15 protein-coding genes and 1 pseudogene are annotated in these 18,683 nt (G+C 50.7%); 4 read left to right on the top strand and 12 right to left on the bottom strand.

The genetic code is table 11. The features are described from left to right. Positions 1 to 2: 2 nt before the first annotated feature. The 8 genes from CpATCC19410_RS06175 to CpATCC19410_RS06135 all read right to left on the bottom strand — a co-directional run bounded on the left by CpATCC19410_RS06175 (position 3) and on the right by CpATCC19410_RS06135 (position 9,139). Positions 3 to 1,553, bottom strand: coding sequence for a UDP-N-acetylmuramoyl-tripeptide--D-alanyl-D-alanine ligase (locus tag CpATCC19410_RS06175; protein ID WP_013242256.1), 1,551 nt, complete (start codon positions 1,551 to 1,553; stop codon positions 3 to 5). An 85-nt stretch (positions 1,554 to 1,638) separates the two neighbouring features. Further along, positions 1,639 to 3,150: a UDP-N-acetylmuramoyl-L-alanyl-D-glutamate--2,6-diaminopimelate ligase gene (locus CpATCC19410_RS06170; RefSeq protein WP_013242257.1), complete on the bottom strand. Its 1,512-nt coding sequence runs from the start codon at positions 3,148 to 3,150 to the stop codon at positions 1,639 to 1,641. 89 nt (positions 3,151 to 3,239) lie between these two features. Then, positions 3,240 to 5,123, bottom strand: a complete 1,884-nt coding sequence (locus tag CpATCC19410_RS06165; protein ID WP_014401269.1) for a peptidoglycan D,D-transpeptidase FtsI family protein — start codon at positions 5,121 to 5,123, stop codon at positions 3,240 to 3,242. 177 nt (positions 5,124 to 5,300) lie between these two features. Further along, positions 5,301 to 6,008 carry a cell division protein FtsL gene (ftsL, locus tag CpATCC19410_RS06160; RefSeq protein ID WP_013242259.1) on the bottom strand — a complete coding sequence of 236 codons (708 nt, stop codon included), beginning with the start codon at positions 6,006 to 6,008 and terminating at the stop codon, positions 5,301 to 5,303. Next, positions 6,009 to 7,064 (bottom strand): 16S rRNA (cytosine(1402)-N(4))-methyltransferase RsmH, encoded by a 1,056-nt coding sequence (gene rsmH, locus CpATCC19410_RS06155; RefSeq protein ID WP_013242260.1) that lies wholly within the window; start codon positions 7,062 to 7,064, stop codon positions 6,009 to 6,011. A 184-nt stretch (positions 7,065 to 7,248) separates the two neighbouring features. Beyond that, positions 7,249 to 7,680, bottom strand: a complete 432-nt coding sequence (gene mraZ, locus CpATCC19410_RS06150; RefSeq protein ID WP_013242261.1) for a division/cell wall cluster transcriptional repressor MraZ — start codon at positions 7,678 to 7,680, stop codon at positions 7,249 to 7,251. Positions 7,681 to 8,184: 504 nt separating this feature from the next. Further along, on the bottom strand, positions 8,185 to 8,580 hold the full coding sequence (locus CpATCC19410_RS06140; RefSeq protein WP_013242262.1) for a DUF3040 domain-containing protein: 396 nt from the start codon (positions 8,578 to 8,580) through the stop codon (positions 8,185 to 8,187). A 136-nt stretch (positions 8,581 to 8,716) separates the two neighbouring features. Then, positions 8,717 to 9,139, bottom strand: coding sequence for an SAV_6107 family HEPN domain-containing protein (locus tag CpATCC19410_RS06135; protein WP_013242263.1), 423 nt, complete (start codon positions 9,137 to 9,139; stop codon positions 8,717 to 8,719). 189 nt (positions 9,140 to 9,328) lie between these two features. Between CpATCC19410_RS06135 and CpATCC19410_RS06130 the strand changes: the two genes are divergently transcribed. Next, complete coding sequence (locus CpATCC19410_RS06130) at positions 9,329 to 9,937, top strand: GNAT family N-acetyltransferase (protein ID WP_014522438.1); 609 nt, start codon at positions 9,329 to 9,331, stop codon at positions 9,935 to 9,937. Here the strand turns inward: CpATCC19410_RS06130 and CpATCC19410_RS06125 are convergent. Then, on the bottom strand, positions 9,934 to 10,917 hold the full coding sequence (locus CpATCC19410_RS06125; RefSeq protein WP_014300811.1) for a methylenetetrahydrofolate reductase: 984 nt from the start codon (positions 10,915 to 10,917) through the stop codon (positions 9,934 to 9,936). The two genes, CpATCC19410_RS06130 and CpATCC19410_RS06125, sit on opposite strands and share 4 nt — an antisense overlap. Positions 10,918 to 11,088: 171 nt before the next feature. Between CpATCC19410_RS06125 and CpATCC19410_RS06120 the strand changes: the two genes are divergently transcribed. Together CpATCC19410_RS06120 and CpATCC19410_RS06115 are read left to right on the top strand one after the other, a co-directional pair. Then, the gene (locus CpATCC19410_RS06120) at positions 11,089 to 12,270 is read left to right on the top strand and encodes a polyprenyl synthetase family protein (protein WP_013242266.1); all 1,182 of its coding nucleotides are present in this window, start codon (positions 11,089 to 11,091) and stop codon (positions 12,268 to 12,270) included. Between the two features lie 15 nt (positions 12,271 to 12,285). After that, positions 12,286 to 13,758, top strand: a complete 1,473-nt coding sequence (locus CpATCC19410_RS06115) for an alpha-(1->6)-mannopyranosyltransferase A (RefSeq protein ID WP_014300813.1) — start codon at positions 12,286 to 12,288, stop codon at positions 13,756 to 13,758. On the opposite strand, the gene CpATCC19410_RS06110 is transcribed toward CpATCC19410_RS06115, so the two are convergent. Then, the gene (locus tag CpATCC19410_RS06110) at positions 13,755 to 14,123 is read right to left on the bottom strand and encodes an Rv2175c family DNA-binding protein (RefSeq protein ID WP_014522439.1); all 369 of its coding nucleotides are present in this window, start codon (positions 14,121 to 14,123) and stop codon (positions 13,755 to 13,757) included. The genes CpATCC19410_RS06115 and CpATCC19410_RS06110 overlap by 4 nt on opposite strands. 90 nt (positions 14,124 to 14,213) lie before the next feature. Between CpATCC19410_RS06110 and pknB the strand changes: the two are divergent. Then, positions 14,214 to 16,480, top strand: a pseudogene (gene pknB / locus CpATCC19410_RS06105) (Stk1 family PASTA domain-containing Ser/Thr kinase). A 98-nt stretch (positions 16,481 to 16,578) separates the two neighbouring features. Here pknB and CpATCC19410_RS06100 read toward each other — a convergent pair. Together CpATCC19410_RS06100 and CpATCC19410_RS06095 are read right to left on the bottom strand one after the other, a co-directional pair. Next, positions 16,579 to 17,967, bottom strand: coding sequence for a class II 3-deoxy-7-phosphoheptulonate synthase (locus CpATCC19410_RS06100; protein WP_014401274.1), 1,389 nt, complete (start codon positions 17,965 to 17,967; stop codon positions 16,579 to 16,581). 125 nt (positions 17,968 to 18,092) lie between these two features. Continuing rightward, positions 18,093 to 18,596 carry a polyadenylate-specific 3'-exoribonuclease AS gene (locus CpATCC19410_RS06095; protein ID WP_014401275.1) on the bottom strand — a complete coding sequence of 168 codons (504 nt, stop codon included), beginning with the start codon at positions 18,594 to 18,596 and terminating at the stop codon, positions 18,093 to 18,095. Positions 18,597 to 18,683: the final 87 nt, after the last annotated feature.

Here is an 18,683-nt window from a genome sequence, read left to right as displayed (position 1 = left end):
TGTTATTCACCTGCTGCATTTCGTTCTTCATGTTGATCGTTCACGTGGGTTTTCATTCTTAGCTCTTGATCGGATATCGCAGTTACCAGCTCATCTGCTACTTCCCAAAGGGCAAACGCATTAGATGCTTTGACCAGCACCACGTCATCCGCATGCAGCAAAGGTGCAAGCTTATGCGCGGCTTCCAGGTTAGTGCGAGCAACCAGAGTAGTTATACCCGTCTTTTCCGCGGCCGTGGCTAAGGCGCGGCTGTCGGAGTTCTCGCCTACTGCGATAAGTCCGTGTACACCTATGTTTTTAAGCTCAGCACCGATTGCTGCATGGACTGTTTGTGATTCTCGGCCTAGTTCACCCATCGGTCCCAATACTGCCCAAGCGCTGCTCCCTCGAGACCGAGCAGTATGCACCAGTGCAGATAGCCCGGCGCGCATGGACTCGTTGTTAGCGTTGTAGGCATCATCAATCACCGTGATATTACGAGGGCAAGAAACGAGCGACATTCTATGTGCGGAGGCTCCCACGTGTCGGTTCAAGGAATGCGCAATCGTTTCAGAATCTATTCCCGCGGCGTGTGCTGCTGCAGCGGCAGCAAGAGCATTAGATACCTGATGCTCTCCCGCCACTAACAACGTAATCTGATGTACGTTTTCGTCTTCAATGTGAAGCCTAAAGCGCGCGCATGCGTTGTGGTCAAAGGTGATATCCGTTGCGTACACGGCGGCTGCTGTACTCACCGCAGAATAAGAAGTCACGCGCGCTCTAGTCCGCGACGCCATTTGTGCAACCAATGGGTCATCCGCATTGAGCACAGCCTCGCCGTTTTCTGGCAATGCCTCTACCAGTTCGCCTTTAGCCTGAGCAATAGCGGTTTGGGACCCAAATTCCCCAACGTGTGCAGTTCCTACGTTGAGTTCTACACCAATCTTGGGCGGAGCAATTGCGGCTAAATGCGCAATATGACCTATCCCCCGCGCAGACATTTCTGAAATAAGAAATTGAGTTTCTGCGGTGCATTTCAAGGCCGTATAAGGATGGCCGATCTCGTTGTTAAACGACCCAGGAGGAGCAACTGTGTTCCCTGCTGCAGAGAAGATCGTGGCCATCATGTCTTTGGTGGAAGTTTTTCCAGCGGAACCCGTTACCCCTACTACTACTAAGCCTTTCTGAGTAAGGATATCTATAACGTGACGAGCTATCAGGCCCAGCGCACGCAATACCGCTGCTACTGCCCCATCGACATCATTTTCTGTGGCATAGCTGTCACGCTTACGTTCATTTTCTGGAATGGGAGGGACCACAACACCTGGTACGGGACGCATACCGTCCATCACGGGGCGGGACAAAAGACAACCTACGGCGCCATCTGCTACTGCTTTCGCAGCATAATCATGACCGTCCACGCGCGCACCATTAAGCGCGACAAATAGCCCACCAGCAGTAACCTTACGGGAATCAAACTCAACAGATCCCGTCACTAACGCCGTCGGATCGGTGCCCGAGGTAAGACTCCCGCCGACTATTTCGGCGATTGTCCCCAAAGACAACTCAATCATTGTTTTCCCTTCAATCCCATGTATTTCATTCTCTGGTCAACGCATGCAGCAGATTAGACCATCACTAGCCGTATAGGTTCGCACGCTAGCTATTATCTCTTATCTCTTCGAGTGCAATGGCCAGCTCTTCTTTGTCATCAAAGTGATGATTTATCCCTTGAATAAGCTGCCCTACCTCGTGCCCTTTGCCTGCAATAATGACGGCATCAGTGGGTTGCGCCCACGCCACAGCTTGCTTTATCGCTTCTCGACGATCTCCGACCTCACGGATTTCTGCAGTTGTTGCGGCTTTTTGGGCTCCAGTTAGGATGGCTTCCCTGATAAGTGCAGGGTCTTCCGAGCGGGGATTATCGTCAGTAACAATCACTAAATCGGCTCTGAGTGCAGACTCTTTACCCATAATTGCACGCTTGCTTCTATCTCGATCACCACCAGCACCCACGACTATTGCTACGCGTCCAGCTGCTTGACGACGAACCGCCTCCAATACCGCAGCCACCGCCGCAGGTTTATGCGCATAATCCACGATGGCCAAAAAATCCTGGCCACGGTTTACCCGCTCCATACGTCCAGGGACGCTTACTGCAGTGAGACCGGCAACAAAACGATCAAGATCGATGCCTACGCTGCTAGCCAAACCTATTGCAAGCGCTGCATTAGCCACGTTAAAAGCACCGGGAATAGGCAGATCCACGGCAATTTCATCATCTTCATGTGTCACTACAAAACGCTGACCGCCAGCAGCATCCACGGTAAGATTTGAGACCACAAAATCTGCTTGGGTATCAGAAGCCATAGAAACCGATAGGGCTTCCGCGCCGCTTCGCTCTAGCATCTGCAGCCCCCACGGCTCGTCTATGCAGATGACTGTCTTCTTTGTGTGCACGGAGGAAGCAGGGTCAAAGAGCAAGGCCTTTGCCTCAAAGTATTCTTCCATCGTCGGATGGAAATCCAGATGGTCTTGGGAGAGATTAGTAAAACCAGCTGCAGCAAAATGCGTAGCTGACACCCGTCCTAGAGACAAAGCGTGGCTGGAAACTTCCATCACCACATGAGTTACTCCCTGAGTAAGCATCTGGGCGAATAGCTTTTGTAGCGTCGGAGCTTCAGGGGTAGTGAGTTTAGTGGGGATCTTTACTCCATTGATCCGCGTCCCTGTAGTTCCGATGAGTCCAACTGATTTTCCGGCATTGATCAAACCGGCCTCAAGCATATAGCTCGTTGTAGTTTTGCCGCTGGTGCCAGTAATACCGATGATCTGCAAGGAGTCTGAAGGACGTCCATAGATCTCAGCACTAACAGTCCCTAGAATTCCTCGAACGTTCTCAACCACTAGTCGCGGACGGGTATCGCCGCTCTCGCGTAAAATCTCTGCTCCAGCAGCATCCGTCAAAATCGCGGCTGCTTGTGTCTCTTGAGCATACTTAGCGCCATGACTGCGAGTGCCCGGAAGCGCGGCAAAGAGTCCTCCTTGGGGAAGCTCCTGGGAGTCAAGACTGATTTCCTCAATGACAATATCCTTGTCACCGTGGAGTTCTCCACCTGTCAACGCTGCCAGAAAACCCAGCGTTACTGAGGCATGCTCTTTCCCACTCATACGCTTCCTTTCCTACCAAGATCACTAACGCATTTAACGACAAACGATAAGTCTTTCACGAATCCCCGCTTTAGCCGAATATTCACAAACTAACGAGCTTGCAAAACCAATTGGCCTTCCATTGGTCGTGACAGAGGGACGTTGTCGCGATCAAGCAACCACGACGCAATATCGTGGAACAAGGGAGCTGCCGACTGCCCACCCTCACCATGAACACCACGCAATGGTTTATCCAGCATCAATGCGATCACATAACGAGGATTATCCGCCGGAGCTATGCCTGCAAACGTAATCCAATAATTGGAGTTTGAGTATGAGCCAGTATTGGGATCAACTTGCTGCGCGGTACCGGTCTTACCAGAGATCTGATACCCCTCCACGCCTGCGCCAGCACCGGTACCAGATTGGACACCCGTGGGGTCTTTCTGGATAACAGCTCTAAACATATCCACTACCGTTCGTGCAGTGTCAGCGGATACTACTCGCGTCTTGTTCGGCTCAGGTTGAGCTACTTCCGCTCCGCTTGAGTCAACAACTTTTTCCACAATTCGGGGCTCAATACGTTCCCCTTTGTTTGCCATAGCCTGATAGATCCCTGCCATCTGCAGCAGCGTCAAAGACATGCCTTGACCGATGGGAAGGTTAGCAAAAGTGCCACCTGACCATTGCGAAATGTCTGGCAAAAGTCCAGCAGATTCTGAAGGAAGTTCCACGCCTGTAGTGTGCCCCACGCCAAATTTATGGAGGAGATCATTAAATCGTTCTTCGCCAAGACGCTGTGCCAACATCAGGGTGCCCACGTTGGATGATTTTCCGAATACGCCTGTGGTGGTATATCCGACAGTGCCGTGTTCCCATGCGTCTTTTACTGTCACTCCAGACATTTTGATGCTGCCAGGAACTTGGAGGACCTCATCCGGCGTGGTTTTGCCGTCCTCTATCACGCCTGCTGCCGTAATGATCTTTGCAACCGACCCCGGTTCAAAGGGCGCCGATACCGCAGTATTATCAAAGACTTTTCCGTTTTTGAGTTGTTTTTCAATATTTCCATTTGGATTTATTGTTCCGGAATTAGCCATCGACATGATCTTTCCGGTTTCAGAATCCAGTACCACAGCAGAAGCAGATTTAGCACCCGAGTTAGCTACAGCTTGCTCCAATTGTTGCTGTACATAGGACTGCAAATTCAAGTCCAGAGTCAAAGTCACTGAAGCCCCGTCCGTGGCAGGAACCTCATCGCGAGTTGTACCAGGGATAATCTGGCCATTAGCAGAAACGTCAAGAGTTTTTTGCCCATCAATGCCAGAAAGTAAAGAATCATTAGCAGCTTCAAACCCAAATTGGCCTTGACCATCTTGGCTGATCTTGCCCACGATATTTTCCGCAACGGCACCATTAGGGTATTGCCTAATCTGTTGCATGTCTGCAGCAATACCATGAAAATTCTGGGAGATTTCCTCGGCGATATCTGGGTCCACGTTGCGTACGAGAACCTCGTAATTAGTATCAGCCTTTAGCTTTTTCAGGATCTGTTCTGATTTTACTTCGGACGTCGTAGCACTTGCATCACTGATGATGGTAGGAATTTGATCGGCATAGTCATTCAGAATATCCTCCACGACTTCATCGATACGCTTTTCCCTGGCATTACTGTCGAGTCTGGAATACTCCCCGCTATTTTGGAGCTTAAGCTGCGCTGTATAACGCAATTCTTTTCGTAAAAGCTTAGGAGATGCAGTCAAGGAACGGGCCTGCATCGTATAAGCAATCCGATTACCTGAACGATCCAGAATCTCACCGCGCCGCGCACTATCTATATAGGTACGCGAGCGCTGCGCTTCTGCCCGATGGGAAAGCTCTGGCCCCCACACAAGCTGTACCCATGCTAAGCGCGCGACCAAGAGAATAATCATAATAATGGCAAGCGCCATCACTCCGCGAAGACGGAAAAGCAACTGCTTATCTCTGTCCACCGTGACGGCGCCTGTGTTAACAGTCCTTTTAAGGCCAAGGTCCTGCTCCCGACGATGCCTAAAACTATCACTACGACGCCGCGAAGCATCCCGAGGAGCCCATTCCTGTCTCCTCGGGAAATTACCTGGATTAGATCGATTCACTCGCTCTTGTCACCTACCCTGGTGAAGCTTCTGCTACCGACCTGCAGTTGCTGCATAAGGCGCAACTGTAGACCCATTGGCACCAGTGTTTGTACCTGTGTTAGCGCTGACTGCAGGCCCGGACTGTGGAACAGCGTTAAGGCTACCTGCTACTTCATTCGTTTTGGCAGGATCGCTTGAGGCAGAAGGAGAAATCTTATCGCCATTGATATCTACGAGAGGATGCGTTGCATCATTAGCTTCCCTCTGCACCACTGAGTTTCCGTGATCATCACGTGTGAGAACACCCGCAGCATCAGGAACTACCAAGCCCATGGCGCTAGCTTTACGCGCAATTTCTGCAGAAGAAGATGCGTTTTCTACGTCTCGGTTTAGGGTCTCAATCTGATTTTTCAGAGTGGTTTCTTGGTTCTGTAGCTGCTGAATAGCAAAGGTCTGCTTAGTAGACAGGCCTGATAAGACTAGCGTCGCAGCGACTCCTGCAATCATCAGCAACAAAATACCGGCGACAAAACGCACTCGTCCTTTATCAACTTTGGGACGCTCGACGCGACGTCCCCGATAGGAAATAACCTGTTGAGATCCCGGGACATGCTGAAACCGGCGCCGAGTCTTTGACGGCGCATGATAGCTAGGGCGTGCGGTCCTTCTTGGAGAATCTAGCAACGCAGTAGCGGTTCCGGAGCTTAAGTCGCGGGACCGGTAGCTTGACTCTCGGCGTGTGCCTTCCGTCATCGTCATCTATTGCTCCAGGTGCTCATCGGCTGTGGTTGATTCTTTAAGTGACTCAATCGCTCGAACTCTCACCGATGCGGCTCGAGGGTTCTCAGCGATTTCTTGTTCATTTGCCTTTTCTGCGCCTCGTGTGACCACTTTGAACCCCGCCTCCATCCCGGGGAGATCCATAGGAAGCCCTGGCGGAGACTTAGAAGTACTAATATCCACGAAATAGCGTTTAACAATTTTGTCCTCCAAAGACTGGTAGGACATAAACACTGCTCGGCCACCCTTAGCCAAGCATCCTGTTACCACAGGAAGAACGTTTTCTATTGATTCCAGCTCTTTGTTTACCTCAATACGCAAAGCCTGGAAGGTTCTTTTAGCTGGATGCCCACCGGTTCTCCGCGTAGCAGCAGGGATCGTAGCGTAAAGCAGTTCTACTAGCCGAGCAGAATGAGTAAAAGGGGCTTTTTCGCGCTCTTTTACCACAGCGCTAGCTATCTTTCCTGCAAAGCGCTCCTCACCGTATACTTTCAAGATTCTGGCTAAATCACCATGTGAGTATGTGTTGAGGATATCCGCAGCTGTGATCCCTTTAGAATCATCCATTCGCATATCAAGCGGAGCATCCACCCGGTATGCGAACCCACGCTCTGCCTGATCGAGTTGCATTGAGGAAACCCCAAGATCAAACAATGCCCCACTGATACCGTGACGCAATGCTTTCAGCGCAATCTCATCTCCGGCCTCTGCATGCTGTTGCAGTTTGGGAAGGAAATGGTCAAAGCGAGTATGTATGCCCAGAAAACGATCGCCATAGATCGATAGTCTTTCACGGGCGTTATTCAGCGAATGAAGATCACGGTCCAGCCCAATTACACACGCTTCCGGGAAACTTTCCAGAAAGAAAGCAGAATGCCCACCAGCACCGAGGGTGCCATCCAAGATAACCGCGGATGTCCCCATCTTTATCACCGGGGCGGAGATCAATTCAGCCATGCGCTCCCTGAGCACGGGGACGTGCCCGTGATTATCACGAATATCGTAGTTCCACGCAGAATCTCTACCACTGGTCACTATGAAGTCCCCCTTTCAGCAGAACTATGCGTCGTTCATCCTCGGCACGTTAATTAAAAGCGGGGTGTACACAGAGCCCTGCACGAAGAACCCACTCTGATATCGGGGAAGTACACCAGAGTTTCGCTTCGAGCAGAGTTCATACGTACACTCCGCACGTCATTCGATATGCAATTATCGGGCTTTATAACAGACCACCTAAGAAGTCCCCCTCTGCAGAGGAGAATGCAGCTTCGGTCTCTGATTGGTATGCCTCCCAAGCCTCGGCATCCCAAATTTCCAAGAAATCTACGGAGCCGATTACTACGCATTGCTTTGTAAGCCCTGCATACTCCCTATGTGCTGCAGAGAGAGTAATACGACCTTGCCCATCCGGACGTTGCTCATCAGCACTCGCAGCTAAATTTCGAATAAACGCCCGCGCCTCAGGATTGGTCCTAGAGATAGCGGCAGCCTTACGCGCACGAGCTGCAAACTCTTCACGCGGATAGACCGACAGCGAATGATCCTGCCCCTTGGTCACCATCAGGCCACCGGCAAGCTCATCACGAAATTTCGCAGGAAGCGTCAGACGGCCTTTGTCATCAAGTTTCGGCGTATAGGTGCCAAGAAACATTAGCTCGGCACCTGCCTTCCCGATAACGCAAGCCTCAACGTCTTTGCTAGTTCCGGGGTAGCAGAATAACCACTATCCCGTCACTGCAAACCACCTTACCCCACTTTCCCCCACCAACAACAGGCGTCACTATATTTTCACCTCGGAAAATGTGAAAATATTAGCAACTACCAGGAATTATAGAAGTAGAGAATTTTTCACAAAACACCCAATAATCACACCGGTTGCCCCACTTTTCACACGTCACAGACCCGCACAAAAGATAAAGCCCCGCGCCACAAGATTCAGCAAACAATCACCACAACGAGGCAAAATAACAAAATTTCCCACCAGAACATCAAAATTAGACAAGATGAACACCGGCCCCCTCCCCTACATCCTCCGCGAATCATTCCCAGCATTTACCTATCCGTGGGGGAAAGTGGGGAAACTGGGCAAGCATATGCGCCAGCCACCCCATACATAAAAAATCGGCCACCCAAAGGTGGCCGATCTTAAAAATAACTACTGCTCAAACCGACGGCGGAAATTTTCCTCCATACGATTACCAATTCCATCAGAGCGCGAATTGCGATTCGCCTTCCCCGAGGAACGCGCCGCACCAAAAGCCGAGGCTTTTCCATACGAAGGAGCTCGGAGCATCCATATTGCGCCACCAAGCATGACAATAAAACCAGCGATAGCGAGGATTACAAACAATAATGTTTGCTGACTCAGCGCAACGCCCCCAACGAGCATCACCAACCCGATAACTATGATCGCAATCCCACGAAGGGTGACCATTCCTCCGGAAGGTACCAAGCCCGCATCCCTTACAGAAGCGCCAAACTTGGGATCTTCCGCCAATAAAGAGCGTTCAATCTCTCGCAGCGCACGCTGCTCCTGCTCTGAAAGTGACACTTCGACCTCCCAAGGGACGTTTTGCTTTTTAACTAGCTACCTATGTTAACGCCAACCCTAGTAGGAAAGTTCCCTCCAAATTAGGTTTTTCCCAGCTAATTTAGAAGTACACAAAAAGACATCAAAAAACAGCAGGTCAAGCCGCAATAGAACCATCCTGAGCACCCTCAATATCGTGCAGAAAATTCGAAACAATAGTCATGAGATCCTGGACGGATTGTGCCGCAACTTTTACCTCCACACCAGTAGAGACCCGCAAGCGCAAACGCGAATAACCAGCTATCCTGTCTGCCCACAAGCTTTCTGACGCTCCCACCAATCGCAATTGTTCAATTGCACTAGTTGGCTTACGTTTACGAGCCGCTATTGAAGACATCGCAACCCGCGCCCCCGCCGCCCTCAAAGCTGCACGGTATGCATATTCCAATGCAGAACACATATCCCCCTGGAAAAACAGCCTATCAGCCTGCGCAAGATGAATGTGAGCCCCCTCAAGCAGCCGTTGTGCTCCCTCTACACGCCGTGCAAAACGTGTAGTAGCCGACACCACATTAGACATGCTACCTTCCCCTTTCTTGCCGCTATCCACAGGACATAACCCTTTTATTTTTAAGTTAAGAGGATGTTATCCCCCTTATCTAACACCCACCTCCCCATTATAGAACTAGTGTTCGACTTAAGGTTGGAAACTTCTGCCACTTTTACAAAACTCCCCACTTTCATGGCAAAAAAGTGATTCCATAACATTGTGTCCATTTCCATTCAGAGTCTTTCAAGTACAGCTTTTGCATTCCACTGCCCTGACTTTGTCAATCTCTACATTGATGCAATGGGATATAGCCCGTCTCTGCGGCGCTCCCGGGTCTCTGTATGGCGACGAGCAGTAATGGAATCTGGCTTTGCTGCCGTATGCGCCATCGAATCAGATAAACGTTATCCCTATGTTTATGGCGACGGCATAGTCGGAATCGCTTACGGTTTTCTTGGAAGACGCGAACATTGGTGGAATCGGCAGATCCGTCGAGGACTTAGAAACGCCAAAGTGACCTCATCAGACATAAAGACATCCATGCCCGATCACTATTTTGAGCTCGCAGAGATTCATGTTTCTCCCCTGGCTCAAGCTCAGGGTATCGGCTATAGATTGCTCTCCGCACTGCTCCAAAAAATAGACTCCCCAACGGTTTTACTCTCCACGCCAGAAGTACCTAACGAGTCAAACGCCGCTTTTGCGCTTTATCGACGCCACGGTTTCTACGACTTACTACGTGATTTTTATTTTCAAGGTGATTCCAGAGCCTTTGCTATTCTTCGTGCGGAGCTCGACAAAGAAAACAAAGCGATCAACGCTAATTAGCGCACTGCATCATGCCCGTGCTCGGTTCCCCACGCAGGGGCCATACCTAAATTATGTAGGACTTCCTGCGTAGCTCGCACATAATTCATGGTCATGAAGTGGATGTCAGGCACCCCCTCAGCAATAAGTTTCTCCGCCATCTGAGTTGTCAGTTCGATCCCGACTTTACGGATATCTTGTTTATGAGCTTCTTCATCCCCTTTGGCGGCGTCGAAAAGCTGTCTTTCTAATTCCCTCGGCAGAGAAGCCCCAGCTAGTTCCATCTGACGCTGCACGGAACGAATACTCGTTATCGGCATAAGGCCAGGAATAATAGGCTTATTACCATGCTCAGAATCTGCTTTGGCTAGGCGATCACGAAGCCGAAGGAAATGCTCAATGTCAAAGAACATCTGTGTAATAGAGAATTCAGCCCCAGCGCGCAATTTCTCCAATGTGAATTCCGTATCAGCTTCCAGTGTCGGTGCTCGATAATGGCCTTCCGGAAAACTCGCGATGCCCACTTGGAAATGTGCCGTTTCCGGATTTTTCTTAGTTAATTCGACAAGTTCACAGGCATACTCCAATCCGCCAGGAGTGGCCAACCATTCCGCCATGGGGTCGTTTCCGGGAGGATCACCCCTAAGAGCAAGAAGATTAGACAGCCCATGGGCAGCATAATCGTTCAGGATCTCTACCAATTCAGCCTCTGTGTGCTCCACCAGAGTTAAATGAACGAGCGTTGTAAGCGGAAGCTTGGATAGCTTATGAGCTACGCGCATCGTGCGTTCTCTGCTCGAACCCCCGGCTCCATAGGTCACGGAGACAAAAGCCGTTCCCAGATCATGAAACGCCTCAGCTGCTTTCCACAATCTTTGTTCCGCTGCAGCATCACGAGGCGGCATAAATTCCACAGAAAATGGAATCCGGCCAGGGCTAGGCATCTTCAGTACCTCAGTGATAGAACGCTGATAGGCAGCGGGGATATGCGAAGCAGACATGACTCGGTATCTTAAAGGGTTAGAAACAAAATCTTCGCGTTTCGAGGGTACATCCATCTGTTTTATTCAATCTTTGTGTAAAAGGTGAGGGGTACACTCGGATATCCCCTGTTCTGGACTTTTCCAGTGGCTCGCTAGCAGACGTTCCACTTAGATATAGGCTTGAGCGATATGCACCATCCGTTCCCAGACGCACACACCGCATCTCCTGCAAGAGAAAAGGATTCCGCTACAGTGTCTCGTTCCGCTACACCCACTCAATTCGATGCACGTTCCTTAACTTTCTCCGAAATCGAACCAGCTGTGGAACACAAACTGCGCGCTTTTTTCCAAGGTCGCGCCCGTAAAATCTCCGTTATTGGTGAACCTGTATCGCGTGTAGTGACCTATCTGGAAGATTTCGTATTAGGCGGTGGCAAGCGCATTCGACCGAGCTATGCATGGGCTGGTTTTTTAGCAGGCAATGGCCTGGAGGGTACAGAAGATCCTGAAGCCGTGTTGGCGTCTATAAGCTCTCTTGAACTCATCCAAGCTTGTGCTTTAATTCACGATGACATCATCGACGCTTCTGATTCTCGTCGTGGACAACCGACTGTTCACCGATCCGCAGAGGCCTGTCATCGAGATAACTCGTGGAATGGCGACTCAGCACACTTTGGTGAGTCGATTGCGATCTTGCTCGGCGATCTTGCATTTGCTTGGGCTGACGATATGTTTAGGACTTCTGGGCTCAGCGATGCAGCCATCGCCCGAACATCTAATGCTTGGCGTGGTATGCGCACAGAAGTTATTGGAGGGCAGCTCCTTGATGTCTTCCTAGAATCTGCGGGAAGTGAAAGTATAGAACTCGCAGAAAACGTCAATCGCTTTAAAACTGCGGCGTACACAATTGAGCGTCCGTTGCATATTGGTGCAGCTATCGCGGGCGCAGATGAGCGTATTGTGCATGCACTTCGGGATTATGGAAGAGACATTGGAGTGGCCTACCAGCTTCGCGACGATCTACTCGGTGTATTCGGAGATCCCGCGGTAACGGGGAAACCAGCAGGAGATGATCTACGAGAAGGCAAACGCACTGTTCTCGTGGCCAAAGCCCTTGAGCTTGCCCACGCTGCAGACAACGCAGACGCCGTGGAGTCCATCAGAAAAGGCGTGGGAAGGGTTACCGACCCTCATGATATTGCGTGTTTGGCCGATACTATTCGTAAAACTGGTGCAGAAGCTGGCGTAGAAAAGCGCATTGATGAGCTTGCAGAACGAGGAATTTCTCACCTCAACACCGCAGATATTAGTGAAGATGCACGCAGCGTACTCGTCTCTTTGGCCCATAAAGCCACAGCCCGCTCAATGTAATTCTGAGTAACAGCAATGACTCTTGTGTTAACAAAACTCTATTCTTTCTCCCCAATGCGCACAGGCCTAATAGCCGCGATCCTTATCACCATAGGTTCTTTTGGCGGTGGCGCCATCCGGAATCGCGGTGGGCTGTTGGACATCCTCAACTTGGAATTTCTGTCCTACGGCCATGGCGCTGGTTTTTCTAACATCACGCTCTGGATTGGCTCTGCGTTATTTGTAGTGGCATGGTTTTTACTTGGACGGCGCGTCGTCTCGGGACATGCGGCAGTTCACGAGGTAACCCGAACACTCGCTTTGTGGATTATTCCCCTTATTTTTGCAGCTCCTATCATGTCTCGCGATATCTATTCCTATCTCATGCAAGGGACGCTGCTTCGCGACGGCTTCGACGCCTATACCCAAGGTGCTTCCGCCAATCCCAGCCCTCTTCTTTACGAGGTCTCCCATGATTGGAGAAACACCACGACTCCTTATGGCCCGCTCCATTTATGGATCAGTGAAGGCATAGTACGACTATGCGGAAATCACATCACTTATGGGATTTTTTGTTTTAAGGCTCTGTCCATCTTGGGCTTTATAGGAATCATGTGGGCCATCCCCAAGATAGCTCTCTCACTGGGCAGTAATCCTGCAATAGCCCAATGGCTAGGTGTGGCTAACCCCGTTATGGTTTTTCATCTCATCGGCGGCATGCACAATGAGTCCGTCATGGTGGGCTTGGTGAGCATAGGCCTAGTGCTGGCATTGCGTAAATCCGTATTCAATTATTTCTGCGCCATCGCTATCATCGCAATCGCCATGTCTTTAAAGGCTACTGCCGCGCTTGCACTTCCCTTCGTCGTATGGATAGCAGTTGCACATGTTCCCGGATCATGGAAAAAGAAAACGCGCGTTTTCCTCGCAGCCGGAATTGTAGGAGCGATAGAGACTCTCGCTGTCTTAGCCGCAATAACCTGGGCATCAGGAGCCTCCTGGGGCTGGATCGCGGCGCTTAGCGGCAACACTAAGGTTATTAACCCACTCGCTTTCCCCTCCCTCGTAGCCACTGTGATTTCTAGTGTGGGAAGCCTCTGGATTGAACCATTCCCCTTCAATACCGTGGTGGGTGTGTTACGCATACTGTCCATGGTGCTCATGGCTCTGGGACTTGTTATTTGTTGGTGGGTATTCCGGAAGAATCACCGCGACGCCATCCGAGGCACAGCCGCTGCCTACGCCGTTACATTCTTTTTCAACGCCGTAACCCTCCCCTGGTACTACGCAAGTGTGATTTCCCTCATCGGTACTTTCACGCCGCCGCTGTGGTTAAAGAAGATAACAGTGGGAGGTTCTATCGTCGTGGCAATGGCATTCACAGGAAGCGGAAACCACCAGCTTTACAATCCCGTGTGGATGGTAGCCACGGTAATCGCAGGCTGGTGGATGACTCGCTCAATTTTTGAAGCCTCCGCTGAGGGCACGCTTAGCCCTGAAAGTTCTTAAAATGCTGCTGCCTGTGCTCGGCGCATAACCTCGCGGGCAAGGTGTCCGTGGAGGGCGTCGACAGGCCGTCCTGGCAAACTTTCATCCTCTGTAAAGAGGTAGTGGAAGATTTCCTCATCGGTAAAACCGCCGTCGGAAAGCAACGCGATGACTCCAGGGACAAACTTATTGGTGGTTCCTTTTACAGATAGAAAAGCCTCGGGAATCTTGCGTACGCCATTGTCATGAACACAGATGAGCTTGTGCTCACCGAGAAGGTCAAAAACTCTAGTTACGGGAAGCCCCACACGCTCCGCATAATCAGGGACGGTAAGAAGGGACTCGTTTTCCGGCAATGCGCTACGTGACACGTTGTTGTTACTCACCCTTGTTAATCTAGCTTGTCTGCTAGAACTGCGCGATAAATAGTGCGGCGAGTTAGCAAAGGCAGGCACAAGTCGTCCATACTGTTTAACATGGCAGAGTTGATAGTAGGCGATGTTCTGGAGAACCGATACCGCATTGAAGCCCCCATTGCGCGCGGCGGCATGTCCACAGTTTATCGCTGTTTAGACCTGCGTTTAGAGCGCCATGTCGCTGCAAAAGTGATGGATGCTCGATATATCGACGATCCTGTGTTCCGCCAACGCTTCCAGCGTGAAGCACGCTCTATGGCGCAGCTTTCTCACCCATGCTTAGTCGGGGTATACGACTTTTCCTCCGATGGAGATCAAGTCTTTTTGATCATGGAGCTAATAACGGGGGGTACTCTACGCGAGTTGCTCGCAGAACGCGGCCCCATGCCTCCCCACGCGGCTGCGGCCGTCATGCATTCTGTACTTACCGGTTTATCGGTTGCTCACAATGCAGGGATGGTGCATCGGGATATCAAACCAGACAATGTTCTTATCAATGGCGATCATCAGGTAAAACTTGCAGATTTTGGGCTTGTCCGTGCGGCGTCGGCAAGCCAAGCAACCTCTGCAAACATCATCGGCACGGTCTCCTATTTATCCCCTGAACAAGTTTCTGGTGATGATATCGGACCCGCCAGCGACGTATATTCAGCCGGTATTCTGCTCTATGAATTGCTCACTGGCACAACGCCTTTTAGCGGCGACACACAAATCGCCCATGCCTACTCGCGTCTCGATCGCACTGTTCCCGCGCCAAGCGATGCCATTGACGGCATTCCTCCGCTTTTCGACGCCCTCGTGGCCTCAGCAACAACCCTCAGCCCGCACGATCGTTTTACCGATGCTAACGAGTTTCTCACTGCATTAGACGACGTTACTAACGAGCTCCAGCTTCCGACGTTCAAAGTACCTGTTCCCGCTAATGCAGCGGCCCACCGTGCCTCCGAAAACATCAATCAAGCACTTAGCGCTACCGATCTACTCACCACAGACATCCCCAGGGACGCAACCGAACTTATCCCGTCTTCCCCGGACCAAGGGCTATCCCCTGACTCGCAATATCCGGTTACGCATGAAACATCTGTCTTTCCGGCTTCAGAAACGCAGATCTTTCCCCACGAAGCTTTAGCCGATACTGCCCATCCCGCGCCTAGTATTACACCGGATCCTTATGCCACATCCTCCCCTGCGCTTCCTGAGACTATTCCACCGGAGACAGCAGAAGAGCTGCCAGCGGAGCCCCCAATAACCAACAGGTCAAGGACAAGTTTTATCATTTGGATTGTTCTTGTTCTGGTAGTAACGGCATCTGTGGCTGTCGGTGCTTGGTGGTTTGGGTCGGGACGATATGGAGAAGTTCCCCAAGTGCTCGGAATGAGTCAGATAGAGGCAACTGCGTTAGCGCAGGATGCTGGTTTTAGCACAACCACCTCCCCCATTTATAGCGATGACATTCCAGCTGATTTAATCGCGGGAGCTATTCCAGAGGTTGGCCATAGAGCGGTAAGAGGCGACGAGATTACGCTCTTGGTATCGCAGGGAAAACCTACTGTGCCATCTATCCCCAGCAGTCATGATACTGCGGAAGTCCGTGCGCTGTTAGAGGATCGTTCCTTGTCCTACGCAGAAGCTCCATCAGAATATTCTGATGATGTTCCGGAAGGAAAAGTCGTTTCTTTAAAGCCAGAACCAGGGACAACAGTTCGTGTCGGCTCAGAAGTAGCCGTTGCGTTATCCCGAGGTCCTGCCCCAGTCAATGTTCCTCATGTCGCAGAAATGTCTGAACAATCAGCGCGCGAGCAGTTGGAAAAACTTGGCCTCAAAGTAAACATCACCGAGGAATTTAATCCAGAAATACGCGGCGGAGACGCCATTGGTACGCTGCCAGAGGCCGGCACCACCCTACCGCGTGGTACTACTGTCACCCTCAGAGTTTCCACTGCCGTGGAAATACCTGATGTGCGCGGCAAATCTAAGCAAGAAGCCATCAGCGAACTAGCTGCTGCAGGAATCAGAGTAAACAGCGTTACTCGGTCTGATTCTGAAACCGGCAGCTCTGCAGATGAAGTTACTTCCATTACGCCGCCTTCCGGCAGCCTCATTGATTCTGCCCTCACGAGTGTGGATCTTGTTCTCGCCGGTGAGGTTAATGTTCCTTCCGTCGTTGGAAAGAAATACTCCGAGGCCAAAAAATCCTGGAAGAAGCCGGATTTACGGTCAAAGGCACCGGAGCCAAGAAACCTTCATCTCGCGTCTACTGGCAATCTCCTACGGGAGGCCGAGAGGTTCCTGGAACGGAAATCAAGCTACGCACAATAGGTTTTTAGTGGGGAAAAACGTCTCGCTTCCTTGAAAAGCTTTTCAAGGAAGCGAGACGTTTTCTATGTCATAACAGCTGTGCCTGTGCGTTCAGTACGCACACGTTTTAGTTCCGCAGCATCTCCGCGACTAGGAAAGATAGTTCCAGTGATTGCTGGGTGTTAAGACGCGGATCGCAGGCCGACTCATAGCGTCCGGGGAGATCCACATCCGTGATACCTTCTGCGCCACCGAGGCACTCAGTAACGTTTTCACCAGTAAGCTCAATGTGGATGCCTCCAGGATGCGTGCCTAACGCCCGATGAACCTCAAAAAATCCTTGGACCTCATCAATTACCTTGTCAAAGTGGCGGGTCTTATAGCCGTTGGAAGAGGTAAAAGTATTCCCGTGCATTGGGTCCGACTGCCATATCACTTTGTGCCCAGAGTCTTCAACAGCACGGATAATACCTGGTAAGACGGAACGAACTTTATCGTGTCCCATACGCGCAACCATGGTGAGACGGCCCGCTTCAAAATTTGGGTCTAACTTGTCGGCATAAGCCACGGCTTCTTCAGGAGTACAGGTAGGACCGATCTTGATACCAATAGGGTTGGCAATCATCGCTGCAAAATTAACATGGAAGTCTTCAATGCCGCGTGTACGCTCACCTATCCATAGTTGGTGGGCGGAAAGATCATAAAGTTCTGTTTCTCCCTCTTCGTTTTCTGCCAAGCGCAGCAAGGCCCGCTCATAATCCACGACGAGTGCCTCATGAGAACAAAAAATATCTGCGGAATGCAGCGTTTTATCAGTAACACCGCAGGCATTCATAAAGCGCAGGCCGCGCTCAATCTCCTGCGCCAGCGCCTCATAGCGTGCTCCGGCAGGAGAGCTAGCAACGAATTGTCTATTCCAGCCCGTCAATCGATGCAGATCAGCAGTGCCCGATGAGGTTAAAGCACGAACCAAGTTCATGGCGGCAGAGGAATTAGCGTACGCACGAATCATACGCGCCGGATCATGTTTACGAGCTTCTTCCGTCGCTTCCACCCCGTTCACAATGTCCCCACGATAGTTGGGCAAACCATTTTCATCGAGATTAGAGGAACGCGGTTTAGCATACTGTCCCGCAATACGAGCCATCTTGATAACAGGCGTGGAAGCACCATAGGTAAGCACAACCGCCATCTGCAGAAGTGTCTTAATGTTGGCGCGAATATGCGGTTCCGTATTGGACTCAAAGGTTTCGGCGCAGTCCCCACCTTGGAGCAGGAAGGCCTTACCGTTGGCAACGTCGGCAAGCAGCTTCTTCAGCTCACGGACCTCTGGAGCAACCACAATAGGAGGCACCGATTCAAGGATTTTGCGGACGTTCTCGGCGGTTTTTGTGTCCCAAATTGGCTGCTGTTTTGCGTCACGGGCAATGACGTCTTCAAATCGCTGCTGTAATCCATCCGGCAACGGCGGAAGATCTGGCAAAACGTCTTTGGGAATGTCTACTGTCCAACTCACACTCTTATGTTTAGCACGTCACCGCTAAAATCAGCGCGTCGGCAAAACATAAAATTCTATCTTTGAGAATTTTATGCAGAAATTCTACCCCATCAAAGCTTCAAACAAGTCCAAAATGAAGCGTTTTATACTCGATTCTTTTTATCAATCGGTAAACGTATTGCACACACCTTGAATTTCTGCAGGTTATGCCGTGCATCAACAAGAGCATCATGATTGCCGCTGGGAGCTTTAGGCAACGCAGGCCGCCCAGCAAATTCCCAATATTGTTTCAATTCATGCGTAAAACGGGGGATCTTTCGTGGTAGCCCCGTCATATCGCCCCATAGCTGAGCGAGTACCACATGATCATAGCCACCTACCCACGCCCATAATTCAGGTTGCGAATCTTCGGCCGAAAGAAAATCTATGATCTCATCACGAATCTGAGCGTTAGTTTTCCATAGTTTACTCGACGGGTTTGGCAGTTTGTCTAAAACGTTCTCTCGAACCCATTTCCCTGCCTTGGAATGATCAGCATCGGTGGACACCGCGTAGTACTCTCGCCCATCCTCTGCAACGATGCCAATCGAGACAAGTTCGATACTACGGCCGTCTTCGATGAACTCGGTGTCATAAAAATACCTCATCCGACCTTGCCTCACTGCGATAGTTTTGTAATACGCATCAAAGAGGAAAAGCCTCAACGCGCATTGTCTGTCAACTCACCACCACAG

The sequence above is a fragment of the Corynebacterium pseudotuberculosis genome, assembly GCF_002155265.1.
Classification (GTDB): Bacteria; Actinomycetota; Actinomycetes; order Mycobacteriales; family Mycobacteriaceae; genus Corynebacterium; species Corynebacterium pseudotuberculosis.
The sequence above is the reverse complement of the archived record's forward strand: the minus strand, read 5'-3'. Positions and strand labels throughout refer to the sequence as shown.

Excerpts from the sequence above, each read along its gene's own strand:
- mraZ (WP_013242261.1), bottom strand. The coding sequence starts at position 7,680 with ATGTTTCTTGGCACCTATACGCCGAAACTTGATGACAAAGGCCGTCTG.
- CpATCC19410_RS06175 (WP_013242256.1), bottom strand. The coding sequence starts at position 1,553 with ATGATTGAGTTGTCTTTGGGGACAATCGCCGAAATAGTCGGCGGGAGT.
- CpATCC19410_RS06095 (WP_014401275.1), bottom strand. The coding sequence starts at position 18,596 with ATGAGGTATTTTTATGACACCGAGTTCATCGAAGACGGCCGTAGTATC.
- ftsL (WP_013242259.1), bottom strand. The coding sequence starts at position 6,008 with ATGACGATGACGGAAGGCACACGCCGAGAGTCAAGCTACCGGTCCCGC.
- CpATCC19410_RS06170 (WP_013242257.1), bottom strand. The coding sequence starts at position 3,150 with ATGAGTGGGAAAGAGCATGCCTCAGTAACGCTGGGTTTTCTGGCAGCG.
- CpATCC19410_RS06120 (WP_013242266.1), top strand. The coding sequence starts at position 11,089 with ATGCACCATCCGTTCCCAGACGCACACACCGCATCTCCTGCAAGAGAA.
- CpATCC19410_RS06135 (WP_013242263.1), bottom strand. The coding sequence starts at position 9,139 with ATGTCTAATGTGGTGTCGGCTACTACACGTTTTGCACGGCGTGTAGAG.
- CpATCC19410_RS06125 (WP_014300811.1), bottom strand. The coding sequence starts at position 10,917 with ATGTCTGCTTCGCATATCCCCGCTGCCTATCAGCGTTCTATCACTGAG.
- CpATCC19410_RS06115 (WP_014300813.1), top strand. The coding sequence starts at position 12,286 with ATGACTCTTGTGTTAACAAAACTCTATTCTTTCTCCCCAATGCGCACA.